General features: G+C 62.3%; 17 protein-coding genes. 7 read left to right on the top strand and 10 right to left on the bottom strand.

Annotated features, from left to right (window positions below; all coding sequences use genetic code 11):
• Window positions 1-6 precede the first annotated feature (6 nt).
• Window positions 7-894 (top strand): formyltetrahydrofolate deformylase, encoded by an 888-nt coding sequence (gene purU / locus AC1DVN_RS17545; RefSeq protein ID WP_092765581.1) that lies wholly within the window; start codon window positions 7-9, stop codon window positions 892-894.
• 12 nt (window positions 895-906) lie between these two features.
• Here purU and AC1DVN_RS17540 read toward each other — a convergent pair whose 3' ends face one another.
• From AC1DVN_RS17540 to AC1DVN_RS17520, 5 genes are all read right to left on the bottom strand, one after another.
• Window positions 907-1,938: an alpha/beta fold hydrolase gene (locus tag AC1DVN_RS17540; RefSeq protein WP_021333908.1), complete on the bottom strand. Its 1,032-nt coding sequence runs from the start codon at window positions 1,936-1,938 to the stop codon at window positions 907-909.
• 168 nt (window positions 1,939-2,106) lie between these two features.
• Window positions 2,107-2,403, bottom strand: coding sequence for a DUF2516 family protein (locus AC1DVN_RS17535; protein ID WP_003941505.1), 297 nt, complete (start codon window positions 2,401-2,403; stop codon window positions 2,107-2,109).
• Between the two features lie 96 nt (window positions 2,404-2,499).
• Window positions 2,500-3,327 (bottom strand): heparin-binding hemagglutinin, encoded by an 828-nt coding sequence (locus AC1DVN_RS17530; protein ID WP_019744417.1) that lies wholly within the window; start codon window positions 3,325-3,327, stop codon window positions 2,500-2,502.
• Window positions 3,320-3,826 carry a helix-turn-helix domain-containing protein gene (locus tag AC1DVN_RS17525; protein ID WP_019744418.1) on the bottom strand — a complete coding sequence of 169 codons (507 nt, stop codon included), beginning with the start codon at window positions 3,824-3,826 and terminating at the stop codon, window positions 3,320-3,322. Before AC1DVN_RS17525 ends, AC1DVN_RS17530 begins: the two co-directional genes overlap by 8 nt.
• A 103-nt stretch (window positions 3,827-3,929) precedes the next feature.
• On the bottom strand, window positions 3,930-5,210 hold the full coding sequence (locus AC1DVN_RS17520) for a DUF445 domain-containing protein (protein WP_020968906.1): 1,281 nt from the start codon (window positions 5,208-5,210) through the stop codon (window positions 3,930-3,932).
• 170 nt (window positions 5,211-5,380) lie between these two features.
• Here AC1DVN_RS17520 and AC1DVN_RS17515 point away from each other — a divergent pair, with 170 nt between their 5' ends.
• Both AC1DVN_RS17515 and AC1DVN_RS17510 read left to right on the top strand, forming a co-directional pair.
• Window positions 5,381-6,115, top strand: coding sequence for a TetR/AcrR family transcriptional regulator (locus tag AC1DVN_RS17515; RefSeq protein WP_003941527.1), 735 nt, complete (start codon window positions 5,381-5,383; stop codon window positions 6,113-6,115).
• 57 nt (window positions 6,116-6,172) lie between these two features.
• Window positions 6,173-7,027: a polyphosphate kinase 2 family protein gene (locus AC1DVN_RS17510; RefSeq protein WP_019744420.1), complete on the top strand. Its 855-nt coding sequence runs from the start codon at window positions 6,173-6,175 to the stop codon at window positions 7,025-7,027.
• Between the two features lie 16 nt (window positions 7,028-7,043).
• Here the strand turns inward: AC1DVN_RS17510 and AC1DVN_RS17505 are convergent, their stop codons facing one another.
• Window positions 7,044-7,265: a hypothetical protein gene (locus AC1DVN_RS17505; protein WP_020968904.1), complete on the bottom strand. Its 222-nt coding sequence runs from the start codon at window positions 7,263-7,265 to the stop codon at window positions 7,044-7,046.
• Window positions 7,266-7,379: 114 nt separating this feature from the next.
• Between AC1DVN_RS17505 and AC1DVN_RS17500 the strand changes: the two genes are divergently transcribed.
• Entirely contained in the window at window positions 7,380-7,949 is a 570-nt protein-coding gene (locus tag AC1DVN_RS17500; protein ID WP_092765583.1) for a DUF2231 domain-containing protein, read from the top strand.
• A 22-nt stretch (window positions 7,950-7,971) separates the two neighbouring features.
• Here the strand turns inward: AC1DVN_RS17500 and AC1DVN_RS17495 are convergent, their stop codons facing one another.
• Window positions 7,972-8,385 (bottom strand): DUF6292 family protein, encoded by a 414-nt coding sequence (locus AC1DVN_RS17495; RefSeq protein ID WP_003941464.1) that lies wholly within the window; start codon window positions 8,383-8,385, stop codon window positions 7,972-7,974.
• A 120-nt stretch (window positions 8,386-8,505) separates the two neighbouring features.
• Between AC1DVN_RS17495 and AC1DVN_RS17490 the strand changes: the two genes are divergently transcribed.
• Complete coding sequence (locus tag AC1DVN_RS17490; protein WP_020906742.1) at window positions 8,506-9,774, top strand: glycosyltransferase; 1,269 nt, start codon at window positions 8,506-8,508, stop codon at window positions 9,772-9,774.
• Between the two features lie 71 nt (window positions 9,775-9,845).
• On the opposite strand, the gene AC1DVN_RS17485 is transcribed toward AC1DVN_RS17490, so the two are convergent.
• A complete protein-coding gene (locus tag AC1DVN_RS17485; protein ID WP_020968900.1) occupies window positions 9,846-10,289 on the bottom strand; it encodes an STAS domain-containing protein in 444 nt (147 codons plus the stop codon).
• Window positions 10,290-10,680: 391 nt separating this feature from the next.
• On the opposite strand from AC1DVN_RS17485, the gene AC1DVN_RS17480 reads away from it, so the two are divergent.
• Window positions 10,681-11,112: an ATP-binding protein gene (locus AC1DVN_RS17480; protein ID WP_020968899.1), complete on the top strand. Its 432-nt coding sequence runs from the start codon at window positions 10,681-10,683 to the stop codon at window positions 11,110-11,112.
• A complete protein-coding gene (locus tag AC1DVN_RS17475) occupies window positions 11,109-11,903 on the top strand; it encodes an RNA polymerase sigma factor SigF (RefSeq protein ID WP_020906739.1) in 795 nt (264 codons plus the stop codon). Before AC1DVN_RS17480 ends, AC1DVN_RS17475 begins: the two co-directional genes overlap by 4 nt.
• A 16-nt stretch (window positions 11,904-11,919) precedes the next feature.
• On the opposite strand, the gene AC1DVN_RS17470 is transcribed toward AC1DVN_RS17475, so the two are convergent.
• Window positions 11,920-12,960, bottom strand: coding sequence for an NAD(P)-dependent alcohol dehydrogenase (locus tag AC1DVN_RS17470; RefSeq protein ID WP_019744429.1), 1,041 nt, complete (start codon window positions 12,958-12,960; stop codon window positions 11,920-11,922).
• Window positions 12,961-13,032: 72 nt separating this feature from the next.
• Window positions 13,033-15,339, bottom strand: coding sequence for a 5-methyltetrahydropteroyltriglutamate--homocysteine S-methyltransferase (metE, locus tag AC1DVN_RS17465; RefSeq protein ID WP_019744430.1), 2,307 nt, complete (start codon window positions 15,337-15,339; stop codon window positions 13,033-13,035).
• Between the last annotated feature and the right edge of the window lie 31 nt (window positions 15,340-15,370).

Here is a 15,370-nt window from a genome sequence, read left to right as displayed (position 1 = left end):
GGCCGCATGACCGCTGCACCTTCGATCGACGATCGTCGCTATGTTCTGTCCCTCGGCTGCCCCGACACCACGGGCATCGTCGCACGCATCTCGACCTTTCTCACCGACGTCGGTGGATGGATCGTGGAGGCCGCATACCACGCCGATGCCGACACCGGATGGTTCTTCACGCGTCAGGCGGTCCGTGCGTCGTCTGTGAGCATGAGCATCGACGAGCTTCGTGAACGGTTCAAAGCTGTTGCGGCCGAGATCGGTCCGGAAACCGAGTGGACTCTTCACGACTCCGGCGCACCCAAGAAGATCGTGCTGCTCGTGAGCAAGGAAGGTCACTGCTTGCATGACCTCCTGGGCCGCGCCGCGGGCGGAGAACTTCCGGCAGAGATCAGCGCCGTCATCGGAAATCACGAGGACCTGCGCAGTGTCACCGAGCGCCACGGGATCGACTTCCACCACGTTCCGTTCGCCAAGGACCCGGCCGAACGGGGACTGTCCTTCGAGAAGGTCCGCGCCCTGGTCGACGCTCACAACCCCGATGCCGTGGTTCTTGCACGCTTCATGCAGGTGCTGCCCGAATCACTGTGCGAGCACTGGGCCGGCCGCGCGATCAACATCCACCACAGCTTCTTGCCGTCGTTCATCGGTGCCCGCCCCTATCACCAGGCGTTCGCCCGCGGCGTGAAGTTGATCGGCGCCACCTGCCACTACGTGACCGCCGAACTCGATGCCGGTCCGATCATCGAGCAGGACGTGATCCGCGTCGACCACGCCGACGATGTCGCCGACATGGTCCGGCAGGGCCGAGACATCGAAAAGCTCGTGCTCTCACGCGGACTGCGCTGGCACCTCGAGGATCGGGTTCTGGTCCACGGGCGCAAGACGGTCGTCTTCAGCTAGAGCTGCGTTGCGCTAGAGATTGCGCAGTCGCACGATTTCCTTGTCGAACTCGTCGATGTTCTCGATCGACGACATGTGACCGACGCCCGGCAACACGATCAACCGTTCGAGGTTGCCGGCGTCGTCGAGGACCTGCGCAAGCTTGCGCGCATGGACCGGCGGAGTGAGCCGATCGAGCGAACCGACGAGCACGGTGGTCGGCACTTCGAGATTGTCGAGTCCCTCGTGAATGTCGAGGGTGCTCAGCGCTGCTCCCCAACCGCCACGAATCCGCGGCTTGCACTCACGAACGATGTTCTCGCAGAACTGAATCTCGGCCTTGGTCGCGTTCGGTGACATCGAGACGTACTGGATCGCCTTCGTCATGGCGCCCGAGGAGACAAACGGAACGGGCGAACTGAGGATGGCGCGGCCCACGGGGACCGGCACCCGAGGAAAGCGATTGGGCAGTGGGATGACCGTGGTCTCGGCGATCAACCTTTCACTCGCGGTGCTCGCGAGCATGACCGCCGACGCGTACTTCTTGACCTCGTCGGGGTGACGACCAGCCCAGGCGATGATGCTCATCCCGCCCATGCTGTGACCGACGATGACCGCCTTCTTGTCCTCGCGAACCGTGGCTGCCAGCACGGCAGAAAGGTCGTCGGCGAGGACGTCCGGGCCGAGCGGAAGATTACCGACGGTGCTGCGTCCGTGACCGCGCTGATCGTAGGTGATGACGCGATATTCACCGGCAAGCGCATTGACCTGCGGGTACCAGAATTCGGTTGAGCACGTCCAGCCGTGACTGAGAACGATCGGATCGCCGTCGACGGGACCGTAAGCCCGGACATTGATGATCGCACCGTCGTCGGTGGTCAGTTCGCTGATATCAGCTTTGAGCGTCGGAGTCTTCAGGAGTGCGTTGGGCTCGACGTCGCTCGAAAGAGTCAACCCGCGCGTGGATCGCCGATGACGGATCCCAGCGACTGCCGCGACGAGTGCTCCCACTCCGACGGCGCCTGCCAGTACTCGAAGCTCTGTGGTGCGCGAACGACTGGACATACATTTACCCCTGACTGCTGCTGACGACAGACGGATGCAATCTATGTGTGACTGCCGTTAACCGACACTATCACTCGAACAACGCGCGTTGTCAGCGTTGGAGCGAAGAGTGGGGCAACACACGGTGACCTGGAACCGCGTCACCGGATGAGCAGAAACCGCGGCCCCCTACCAGCGGGAACCGCCATGCTGGATGTCGTCCACGCGCGGTCGAACGTCGACGAGATATACACACACTGCAACAACCGCGATGATGCCCAGGAGACCGACAGGGGATGTCGCCAGCAGGATCAACGCCGCAACGATCAGAATTCCGAGCCAGATCGGCTTGGTCAATTTGTTGACCGCGGTAAAGGCGTCCGGACGCTGCCTGACGGCATGAACGATCGCGTAGACAGCACCCACCAACGCGAGCACTTTCAGTGCGAGAAAGATCAGACCGACTAGCCCATCGACTTGAGTCACAACTACATCCTAAGTTCTCATCCGGTTCCCGACGAACACGAAGGCTCCCACACTCGGCTGAGCGCGGGAGCCTTCGTCAGGTGGAGCTGGGCAAAATCAGGCCTTCTTGGCCGGAGCAGCCTTCTTGGCCGGAGCCGGCGCGGTGGCCTTGGCCGGAGCAGCCTTTGCCGGAGCAGCCTTGGCCGGAGCAGCCTTCTTGGCGGCGGTGGTCGCGCGCTCCTGGACGTCGGAAGCGGCAGCGGTCACGCGAGCGGCAGCTTCCTTGGAAGCCTCGTCTGCCTGGTCACCGAGGTCGAGGACCTTCAGTGCTGCCTCGTCGCCTGCGTCGGCGATCTTCTCGCCGGCGTCAGCGATCTTCTCGCCGACCTCTTCTGCGGTGTCGGAGATGCGTCCGGCAGCGCGGCCGGCCAGCTTGGCAGCCTGCTCGCCCACGGCGCGCGTCTGACGAGCAACGGTTCCGAGTGCATCTTCGGTCAGCTCGACGGCGTCGCCGAGTGCCGACTCTGCAGCAGCGATGCCCTCTTCGACTGCGGGCTGCTTGCGGATGCGCTCGACTGCGTCTTCGCCGCGCTCCGCGAGGGAGTTGTACAGATCGCCGGCAACCTTGAGGTATGCCTCGGCGACCTTGCGGAGTTCCTCGGGTGCGAACTTCTCTCGCAGCTCGGCGAGCTCTTCGGGCAGCTCGGACGGCAGGCCGGCGAGACGCTCGCGCAGTGCCTCGACGCTCTCGGCAACGTCACCCTGAACGGAAGCAAGCTTCTCGCGGGCACCGTCGACACGGCCGTTGACGTCACCCTGGGTGTTCTCGGCGCGCTCACGAACCTGAGCGACTACATCGGCCACGGCCTGGACAACCAGGTCGCCTGCGCCGACAGCGGCGTAGAGCGAGGTCTTGACGCTGTCGATGGCGTTCTTGTCAGTCATCTTGTTCTCCTAGTGAAGTCTCGGTGTCTGGAATTGCGGCCGATTCAGCGAAATCGGGCGCTGCGGCTGGTCTGGACGACTCGTTCTCGCGACAGAACGAGTCGTAGATTTCGAGCAGTACTTGCTTCTGCCGTTCGTTGATGGCCGTCTCGGCCAACACCGCGTCCCTGATGGGACTGTGCGGGCGTTGTTCGAGATATCCCGCTTGGACGTACAGGACTTCTGATGAGACCCGAAGACCCTTGGCAATTTGCGCCAGTACGTCTGCCGACGGTTTACGCAATCCGCGTTCGATCTGACTCAGATACGGATTGCTGACGCCGGCGAGTTGAGCAAGTTGGCGCATCGAAACTTGGGCGGCTTCCCGCTGTGCACGAATGAACCCCCCGATGTCGTGTGCCGCAGAGCTGACGACGCGAGCTGCCAAGTCGCTTGCTCCGGCTGCGGCACCGGATAATTCACGATCTCCGTCATCGGAGTTCGTCGACTTCGCTGGCATTGCGTCCTCCCTTTCCAGTGGACATTTCCCAGGATAGGAGAGGGTGCTAACTATTGCAAGCACTACTGCTAGCACTCGTGGCGGACGTCACATACCGGACAGCTCAGCCGAAGATGAGCGTCGAAATCGTGTAGATCAGCAGCCCGGCGATCGAGCCGACAACGGTGCCGTTGATACGGATGAACTGAAGATCTCGACCGACCTGCAGCTCGATTTTCTGGCTCGCTTCGTCGGCATCCCACCGCTCGACCGTGTCGCTGATGACTCCGGTGATCTCGTCGGTGTAGTTCTCCGCGATGTACTTGGTGCCCTGCACCAGCCAGCCGTCGACCTTCTCACGCATGGATTCGTCGTCTCGCAGCCTGACTCCGAAGCCGGCAACGTTCTCGGCGACCTTGGTCCGCAGGGTGCTGTTCGGATCGTCGACCGACTCCATGATGAGGCGCTTGGCGACCTGCCACGTCGACGACGCCAGACCCGTCACTTCCTCGCGGCCCATGATCTCCGCCTTGATCCCTTCGGCCTTCTTGATGGTCTCCGGGTCGTTCTGCAGATCATCGGCGAAGTCGATCAGGAAGCGGTTGGCGGCGAGGCGTACCTCGTGTTCGGGGTTGGAACGGACCTTCCAGGTGAACTCGACGAGTTCCTTGTAGATCTTCTCCCCCAGCATCGCGTCGACGAATTTCGGCGACCACGCCGGCGAATCGCGAACGATCACACGGTCGATCGTCTCCTGGCTGCCGAGTGCCCACTGATGCGCGCGCTCGGCAAGCAATTCGATGATCGGCAGTTGCTTGTTGTCCTTGAGCAACTCCCCGAGCACTCGGCCGATCGGCGGTCCCCACATGGGCTCGGCCAGCCGCTTCACGATCGTGTTGTCGATGATCTGGGCAATGTCCTCGTCGCGAAGAACCTCGACCATCCCGCGCAATACCGTCGACGTCTCGGCGGCGACGCGAGCGGCATTGGCAGGTTCAGCCATCCACGTACCGAGGCGGAGCGGAATCTGCGCCTGCTGCACCTTGGCCGACACAACCTCGGGAGCCAGGAAGTTCTGACCGACGAACGAGCTCAAACTGGCTCCGAGCTGGTCTTTCTTACGCTTGATGATGGCAGTGTGCGGGATGGGAAGCCCCATCGGATGACGGAAGAGCGCGGTGACGGCAAACCAGTCGGCAAGCGCGCCGACCATGCCCGCCTCGGACGCGGCCCGGACGTACCCGACCCACTCTCCGGCGCCGCGGGATTCCTGCCACCGGCAGAAGATGTAGACCACCGTCGCGAAGCCGAGGAGGCCAGTGGCGAAGACTTTCATCTTGCGAAGGTCCCGACGCTTGGCGGCGTCGTCGAAGGCGGAGAGGCTCAGTTGCTGCACCCTCGCCATTGTGCCGAAAGGTGTGACGCGGCGTAGCGCGAGCGACACGATGTCCGATTCGCTAGGACTTAATCCCCCGAACTGCGGATGTGAGTGCCCGAGATAAAGGCACGGACATTAAGCTGGACCAGAAAGTAGACCGATCGGACGTGGCTCGCACCACAGATATGAGATGACTCGTGGCCAAGAATGCCGTGCAGGACAACGAGCAGGTAGACGGCCCAGTCGTTGCTGATGCGAAGCCCGAGAAATCCGACGGTCGCAAGCGTCGGTGGCGCGAACACAAGATCGCTCGCCGCGAGGAACTCGTCGACGGCACCATCGCTGCTATCCGGGCACGCGGCCGTGAGATCGGCATGGACGAGATCGCCTCCGAGATCGGTGTGTCCAAGACCGTGCTCTACCGGTACTTCGCCGACAAGAGCGACCTCACCACCGCCACGATGATGCGGTACGTCGAGACCATCCTGTCGCCGCGTATCTACGAAGCGATCAGCGGTGATCTCGACGATTTCGAACTCACCCAGGCCAGCATCACCGCGTACGTCGAGACGGTGGCGTCCGACCCCGACATCTACCTCTACGTCATGGCCAACGGCGCCGGCGCCAACCGCGACGTCGTTGCCGATTCCGAGCGCATGATCGCCGAATTGCTCTCCACGGTGTTGGGCAATCGTCTTCGCGAGATGGAGATGGATTCCGGCGGTTCCCTGCCGTGGGCGTTCGGGATCGTCGGCGGAATTCAGCTCGCGACGCACTGGTGGATCTCCAACAAGTCGATGTCCGCAGAATCGCTGATCGACTACCTCACCATGATGACGTGGGGCGGCATCACCGGCATTGCTGCGGTCAACGGATCACCGGCCAAGTTCAAGTCGGTTCCGCATCCCCTCGTCAAGCCTGCCGAGGACTGACTCGCCCGAGACCGAACTTTCGAGCCACAGGGGTCGATCCTGTGGCACTCTTTCGGCATGGCACAAGACTCGCTGTGGGAAACACCGGCCGCCAAGACACTGCGGGCGGAGCCCGGGTTCGAACTCGATCAACTCGATCGCAACAGCACTCCGGGATTCACCGGAAACAAAGCTGACGGCGAACGACTACTCGAGGAGCGCGGCGCGGTCCTGTCCGACCTGCAGGAGTTGCTCTACGCCAACGGCAGGTCCGGGGACAGCCGTTCCATCCTGCTGGTCCTGCAAGGAATGGACACCGCAGGCAAGGGTGGCATGGTCCGACACGTGATCGGTCACGTGGATCCTTCGGGAGTTCAGCACGCGGCCTTCGGCGTCCCGACCGAAGAGGAAAAGCAACATCACTACCTCTGGCGGATCAAGAAGGAACTCCCCCGCGGCGGCTATCTCGGTGTGTTCGATCGCTCCCACTACGAGGATGTCCTGGTCGTGCGTGTCCACGATCTTGTCCCTGAGGATGTCTGGAGCGCGCGCTACGACGAGATCAACCAGTTCGAGAAGGAACTCGTCGACGCCGGAACCACCATCGTGAAGGTGGCGATGTTCGTCTCGCTCGACGAGCAGAAGAAGCGGCTCGAAGAGCGGCTCGACCGCCCGGACAAGTACTGGAAGTACAACCCGGGTGACGTGACCGAACGCGGTTTGTGGCCTGCATATCAACAGGCGTATCAGGCAATGCTCGACAAGACGTCGACCGAGCACGCGCCGTGGTACGTCGTGCCGTGTGATCGGAAGTGGTACAGCCGAATTGCGGTCACGGAGCTACTGATCGACGCTCTGGAAAAGCTCGATCTCGACTGGCCGCCTGCCAACTTCGACATCGAGGCGGAGAAGGCGCGACTGGCACAGTCCTGATCAGAAGCAGTCCTGATCAGAACAGGTGTGGGGATTCGCGGTGCACTTTGTGGTCGTGATGAACGGTGCTGGTGTACAGGGCAACCGCCAGTCCGATGGACGCGACGCCGGCGAGCCCGGCAATCAACGCCCAACCACCGTGCCCTGAACCGGCGGCCACGAGAAAGCTGCCGAGACAGACAACTGTGGCCAGCACCAGGAAATACGACGCCCACGCTGCAAAGAGATTGAGCTTCATCGTTCGCTCCTCCGGTCGGATCTCTTTCGTTTCGACCGTACGCCGGAGCATGACGGTCGACAAGACACTCCTGTCGTGAGGTTTCCCGACGTCTACGCCGGGTAGCCGAATTGCATGGACATCGGAACTCTTTACCGCGGAATCGAATCGGCGCGCGGACTGGACGGTCCGTCCACTGGCATCAGACGCAGAATCCTCCAGATCACCGAGCGATCCGACAGATCGCGTACTGTCACCGCACTTCTGCGCGGCGCCCTCGTCGGGCATCCCATCCATCCCGCCCTCGTGACCATTCCCGCGGGCGCGTGGACGGCTTCGCTGATCTTCGACGTGTCAGGCGATCCGCAGACTGCACGACGGTTGATCGGGCTCGGGCTTGTCTCGACGCCGCCGGCTTTGCTGACAGGCTGGCTGGACTGGTCCGAACGTGGCGACGTCGCACGCCGTGTGGGGCTGGTACACGCCGCGTCGAATGCTGTGGGGATCTGGTCTTTTGCCGCGTCGTACAGGCTACGCGGCAAGGATTCACTCGCGCTGGCGCGAGTTCTGTCAGTGCTGGGGCTCACTGCGGTCGGTGTCGGTGGCGCGCTCGGCGGTCACATCGTTTTCAAACTCATGGACGATCCTGCCGTCGAGGCTGCAGCGACTCCGGTTCTCGATCCCATCCTGGACGTGGTCAACTGAGCTGATCGGACCTCAATACTGTTCAGGCGTAAGCACTTCCGGAGTAGCTCCGTAGTTCTCGCGCGGTCTCGTCCGAATCCGCCAGTGGCCTGTTCATGACCCAGTGCGGGCTGCGCGTGCCCAGTGTCGCGGCAAAGTCGGCGACGGCGTCCGGGGTCGGCACTGCGTGTTCGCCCAGATATCCGAGAACGATGAGGTCCTCCCCTGAACGAGTCTCCACGGCCAGGGCCCAACCGCACGTCTCCTCCCACAGCAACGCCACCTCACGCCCAGGGAAACGCGGCACAGTTCGATCCAACGCGATGTAGGCCTCCAGAGGATGCTCGCGCCTGCAACACCATTGCTCTATGCCGGCCCCCACGCCGACCGCCACCCGTTGTACGTACCGCTCGAACCCGAGTCCGACGGTTGCGTCGACCAGCATTTGTTCTGTCATCGAACCTCACTCCTCGCCATCGTGTTTGGAATGTGCCCAGCGCTGACCGCGCCGAAACCCGGTTCAGATCACGGACTCCGGGTATCCCCAGACGAACCGATCAAGTGGAGAGGGGACCCGATGAAGTACTCGCCCGCTATGGCTCCCGGACGAATGCTGAAGATCTCCATGGTGTCGGTGAACGCCGATCCACTCGCACCGGTGGGCTGCTCGGCAGCCGGTGCACAGAACCTGCACGTCGACGAACTGTCCGCGGCCCTGGTTCGCGCCGGACACGATGTCACCGTCTTCACCAGGCGGGCACACGTCGGTGGACCGGACCGCGTTCGCGCCCGCGCCGGGTACTCCGTCGACTATCTCGAAGCCGGCCCGACACACGCTCTCCCGGACGCCGAAATACTCCCCCACCTGGGCACCTTTGCCAGCATTCTGCGCGCTCAGTGGAGTACCGACCGACCCGATGTGGTGCACTCGCACTTCTGGATGTCTGGTGTGGCAACGGAACTCGCGACCCGCTCACTCGGCATCCCCGTACTTCAGACATTCCATTCCCTGGGATCTGCGGCGCACCGACACCTCGGAGCAGCCGACGACAGTCCATCGGAGCGGACTCACCTGGAACCGTTGATCGCCAGGGGCGCAACCCATGTGATCGCGACAAGTTCGGACGAGATCTTCGATCTGGTTCGGCAGGGGTCACCACGATCACGGACCACGATGGTGCCCTCGGGCGTCGATACCGAAGCGTTCACCCCGGAGGGACCCGCCGCGAAGAAGACCGCGCCGCATCGATTGATCTGCGTCGGAAGGCTGGTGGAGCAGAAGGGCTTCGATGTTGCCGTCGCCGCGCTGGCTTCGCTGCCGGACACGGAGTTGGTGGTGATCGGCGGGCCACCCGTCGCGCAACTGAGCACCGACGAGGTTGCGATCCGCTTGGTCAAGCTCGCCGAGCGGCTCGGCGTCGCAGATCGAGTCCAATTGTTGGGACGCGTTCCGCACCGCCAGCTACCGAAACTGATGCGGTCGGCCGACGCCCTCGTATGCACCCCCAGATACGAACCTTTCGGAATCGCGGCGCTGGAAGCGATGGCGTGCGGAGTTCCTGTAGTCGCGACTCCTGTTGGCGGACTGCGGGATACGGTGATCGACGGACTCACGGGGCGTCGGGTGCCGGTGAACAGCCCCGTGGAAACCGCGCGCGCGGTCCGGCATCTTCTCGACGACGAAGACGAGGGCGCGGCGTTTGCACGGCAGAGTCGGGCCCGAGCGTGCGAATCGTATTCATGGGATCACGTCGCCACCGAGGTGGTCCGAACCTACGGCCGCTGCGTCACAGCACCGCCGAGAGCCCGCCAACACAAGGGCACTCACCGAAGTGAAGTGCACTGACGCTGACGGGCTCTACGAAGCTGATTTCTCGAAACTGTAGGTGACTCGAAACTATCGGCGAAAGGGCGGTATCAAGCCGGGAAACGTCGGGTCTCTTCGAGTCCGATTGCATGATCCAGCGACTCGTAGCAGGCAAACATCGACTCCTGACCAGCTGCTTTGAGTAGCCTCTGAACCGGGCGGGCGCAGACGAGCGCGAGTGTGCCGCCCACGTCGCGTGATCGCGTCGACAGGACCGACAGCACGGACAAGCCGCACGTCCCCATGAATTCGAGTTCGGAGAGATCGACAACCAGCGTCCGGTCCGCGGCAACGTGGTACGTCAAGAAGTCACGAAAAGCATTGGCGCTCATCAGGTCGATCTCGCCACGAACGTGGATCACAGCGGTATGTGCACTGATGCGGTGCGCGTGAAACGATGCGGTCGCTGTCCCGGTCGCGGGAGGTCCGTAATCTACCGATCCCTTCGCCGCGTTCGTAAAGCCTGAAATAGATGATCCTGGAACAACAGTCATGGTTCTCCCATCCCGCAACGGTTTACACTCTGCAAAAGAGAAGGGACCTCCGAAGGAGCCGCACGATGAACGGGTCTCCAGAATTACGGATAAATCCCTCATCGGCTGTGTGCTCAACCTCGGTTTGAAACAGTACGCCAGCATGACCGGCGTCACAAGTGCGTTGCGACCATTCGTTTCGGTGTTCCGAACAAAAATGTGGTTTGGTCTGCGGTTCCGCGAGGTAATCCGATGTTGCGATCGCCAACGGTCGTGAGCAGAATCGTGTCGTTTACCCCGGCACCACCATCGACCAAATTTCGTGTTCGGGGGTCACTGTGAAGGTCGAGATGGGTATCGTTCTCGGCACCAGACTTCACCGCGACCCCTGGTACGACGATCCGGAGAACTTATGGCACACCTCAGCGCACTCGAGCCCGATCAGGATCAGACTCAGCCAGTTGTGGAGTTGAGGATTCAAGCGACTCTCGATCAGCTGTCGATTTTGCGTGCACTGGCCGCCACTGTTGCCATTCAGGAAAACTTCGACCTCGACGCCATCGCCGACATCAAACTGGCCATGGACGAAATCTGTACGCATCTGATTGTTCGTGCTGCGCCTGATTCGGTTCTGGTGTGTCGGTTCGTGTTCACTCCCCCGCAACTGCACGTATCCGTATCGACGACAACCACGGAGTACGAGGACAGCACTCAGCGATCGTTCGGGTGGCACATCCTCACCGAACTCACCGATTCGATTTCGCTCGACCAGGAAGAGAACCTGGGCGGCGTCGGCTACATCACGACCATGAAGTTCACCAAGGCCCTCAGCGGGCGCCTGTGACCGCTTCCGCAGACGGCCCGTCACGCCCGCGCCGGCGGTCCACCGACGAATATCGGGACGTCATACCCGTTTTCGAGGAAATGCGGACCCTCGAGCCCCACAGTCCGGAGTACGAACGAGTGCGCACCGCACTGATCACCAGGTGCCTACCGTTGGCCGAACACATCGCCAGACGATTCGACGGGCGCGGCGAGGCACACGACGATCTGGTTCAGGTGGCGCGCCTCGGTCTGGTCAACGCCGTCGACCGTTTCGATTCCACGCGGGGATCCGATTTCGTCTCGTTCGCGGTTCCCACCGTGATGGGCGAAGTTCGACGACACTTCCGCGACACCGGTTGGGCATTGCGGGTTCCACGCCGGATGAAGGAGTTGCACTTCCAACTCGGGCAAGCCATCAGCGAGCTGTCACAACAACTCGGGCACGCGCCGACCGTCGACGAGTTGGCCGAGACGTTGGGGATCGAACGTGAAGAAGTTGCCCAGGCGCTGATCGCCGGCAACGCGTACCAGACCGTCTCGGTCGATGGTGCCGCGTCCAATCACACCGACGATCTTCCGCTCGTAGAAACACTCGGTGACTACGACGCCGCACTCGAGAACGTCGAGAATCACGAGGCATTACGTCCACTTCTCGACAAGCTTCCCGAGCGAGAGAGGACGGTGTTGATGCTCAGATTCTTCGGAAACCTGACGCAGACACAGATCGCCGAGAAGGTCGGTGTGTCCCAGATGCATGTGTCGAGATTGCTCGCGAAGACCTTGAGTAATCTTCGCGAGCAACTCGACTGAGCGGGACCGAGGCGGGTCAGATTGTTGCGGTGTCGATCACGAATCGGTATCGAACGTCGCTCTTGATCACGCGCTCGTAAGCGTCGTTGATGTCGCTCGCCGGAATCAGTTCGATTTCTGCGCCGATGCCGTGCTCGGCGCAGAAGTCGAGCATCTCCTGTGTTTGCGGGATACCGCCCACCATGGAGCCGGCGAGGCTACGACGGTTTGCGGCGAGCGAGAATGCTCGAACTTCGATCGGCTTCTCCGGCAGGCCCAGTTCGACGAGCGTGCCGTTGATGGCGAGCAAGGACATGTAGGCGTCGATATCGAGATTGACCGAGACTGTGTTGAGGATCAGGTCGAACTCGCCGCGAAGAGCCTTGAACGTCTCACGGTCATTGGTCGCGTAGTAGTGATCGGCGCCGAGACGAAGGCCGTCTTCCTTCTTGCCGAGCGTCTGGCTCAGGACGGTAACTTCCGCGCCGAGCGCCTTGGCGATCTTCACACCGACGTGACCGAGGCCGCCGAACCCGATGATGGCGACCTTCTTGCCGGGGCCGGCATTCCAGTGCCGCAGCGGTGAGTACAAGGTGATGCCGGCGCACAGCAGCGGCGCGGCAACGTCGAGTTCGATGCCCTCGGGGATCGAGAGAACAAAATGCTCGGTGACGACGATGTGCGTCGAGTAGCCACCCTGAGTGCGCTCGCCGTCGCGTCCGGTGGCGTTGTATGTACCGGTCACACCCTTGCGGCAGTACTGCTCTTCGCCGGCCAGGCAGGCGTCGCACTCTCCGCAGGAGTCGACGAAGCAGCCGACGCCCACGCGGTCGCCGACTTTGTGCTTGGTGACGTCCGAACCCACGGCGGCGACGACACCGGCGATTTCGTGTCCGGGGACGATCGGGTACTTGGCTCCGCCCCACTCGTTGCGAGCGGTGTGGATGTCGGAGTGGCAGATGCCGGCAAATTTGATGTCGATGAGAATGTCCAGTGGACCGAGCTCGCGGCGTTCGACGGTGGTCTTCTCGAGCGGACCGTCAGCGGACGTCGCGGCGTAAGCAGCAGCAGTAACCATGCACACATGCCTACCCGTGCATGGAGGGACCTGCAAATCGCAGGCCCCTCCATGACGTGTTCTTGACGTGACTTACCCGGCGTCGCGCTCCGCTTGTTCGGCGCGACGACGCAGGCGCCTCGCGGCCGCAACCATGTTGCGCAGCGAAGGCTCGAGCTGCCATGGATGGCGGGTCTTGAGGCCACCGTCCGGGTTGGCCCACAAACGATCGAGAGAGATCGATTCGCTTGCCTCGGTGAGCAATTCGTCGAGCTCGTCGATGTCGGGAATCCGAGCCGAACGAGATTCGTACACACCGGGGCCGACGCCGTGCGTGAGCGCGCCTTCCTTGAGTGCTTCGAGAACCCACGTGATGGAGCGGGTCGCGACGATAGCCGTCACATCGGCGTCCAACCGTTCGATGGCGTCGACCACCGACGACCGAGCGGAGTACGTCAGATGTGTGTGGATCTGTGTTTCCGGCTTCGCTCCACCTGTTGCCAGACGGAACGCGTCGACGGCCCACTCCAGGTAGGCCTCCCGGCCGTCCTCACGCAGTGGCAGCAGTTCACGAATTGCCGGCTCGTCCACCTGGATGATGGCGATTCCGGCAGCTTCGAGATCCGCGATTTCGTCTCGAATGACAAGTGCCAGTTGCTCTGCCGTTTCGTAGAGCGGCTGATCCTGACGAACAAACGAACGGGCGATCATGGTGACCGGACCCGTCAGCATGCCCTTGACCGGCTTGTCGGTCAGCGACTGCGCGTACGCAATCCATTCGACCGTCATCGGCTTCGGACGTGCAATGTCGCCGTAGAGAATCGGCGGACGCGTACAACGAGATCCGTAGGCCTGAACCCAACCGTTGTGCGTGAAGGCATAGCCCTCGAGCAGTTCGGCGAAGTACTGGACCATGTCATTGCGCTCGTGCTCGCCGTGCACGAAGACATCGAGACCGATGTCCTCTTGCAGACGGATTGTGCGCTCGATCTCTTCCTGGATGCGCTTGTAGTAGTCGTCCCACTCCAAACGCCCCTGGCCGAGTTCGTAACGAGCCTGGCGAATCGCGTCGGTCTGCGGGAACGAACCCAATGTCTGGGCCGGAACCAAGGGCAGGTTCAACCGTTCCTGCTGAGCTTTACGACGCTCCTCGTACGGTGCACGCACACGATCTTCGGGCTTGATCGCGTTGACCCGAGCACGGACAGCGTGCTTGAGCTTGAAGTGCACCTTCGTCGGACGCTTACGCCACTTGTCCGAAGGACCTTCGGTGAGTGCCTTCGCCAGGGAGACGACCTCGCCGACCTTCTGCTTCGCAAAAGCCAGACGGTCTGCGACGTCTCCTGGAATGTCGTACTCGGAGAGCACGTCGTACGGCACGTGCAGCAGCGACGACGACGTGGAGACGACGAGGTCGGGCACAACGTCCTTGAGTTCGTTCAGGTACGTCAAGGTGTTGAACCGGTCGACGCGCCAGACGTTGCGACCGTCGACGACGCCCGCGTAGATGCGCTTGCGCTTGATGTTCGGCACTGCGGCCAGTTCCTCGGCCGTGATCTTGCCGTGCACCAAGTCCAGACCGAAGGCTTCGATCTTGGTGGGCGCCAAGATGTTGAGGGCTTCGCCGAACTTGCCGTACGGACCCGTCACCAACAGGCGCGGGCGGAGCGGAGCCGTCGACAGCTTCTCGTACGCACGTCCCAGAGCGGCTAGCTCCTCGGGGGTGCGGTCCTCGGTCACCGAAGGCTCATCCAACTGAACACAGGTGGCACCGGCCTTGGCGAGCTGCTCGAAGAGCTTCTCGTACTCGGGCAGGAGCGCGTCCAACAAGTCGAGCGGGGTGAAGTTCGGATCGGACTTCTCGGTGGCGGGTCCGACCTTCGAGAGCAGAAGCAGCGAGACGGGCCCCATGATGACGGGGCGCAATTCGATGCCGCGCGCCTTAGCGCGTTCGAACTCGTCGAGAAGTGCCTCCGAGTTGAGCGAGAACACCGTGTTCGCGTCGATCTCGGGCTGACGGTAGTAGTAGTTCGTGCCGAAGAAGCGCACCAGCTCGAGAGGCGGGAAGTCCGGGCGACCGCGGGCCATCGTGAAGTAGAAATCGAGCGGATCGAGGGCGCCCTCGAGCGGCTTGAACCGCTCCGGCACTGCGCCGAAGAGCAGCGCATTGTCGAGGACGTGATCGTAGAAGGAGAAGGTGTTGCCCGGAACCTGGCTCAGTCCCGTCGCAGCCAGTTCACTCCAGGTCGATTCCTGGAGTTCCTTGGCGACCGCGAGAAGTGCGTCCTTGTCCGAAGTGCCGTGCCAGTAGGACTCGAGGGCGCGCTTGAGCTCACGGCGCGGCCCGATGCGCGGATACCCCAGGACGCTGGAGCCGAATGCTGCAGTGCTGCTGGACATGCGGTCGACCTTTCTAACCGAGGGGCGCGAG

The sequence above is a fragment of the Rhodococcus sp. P4_E4 genome (assembly GCF_056401575.1).
This window is presented reverse-complemented; position numbering and strand designations above follow the sequence as displayed.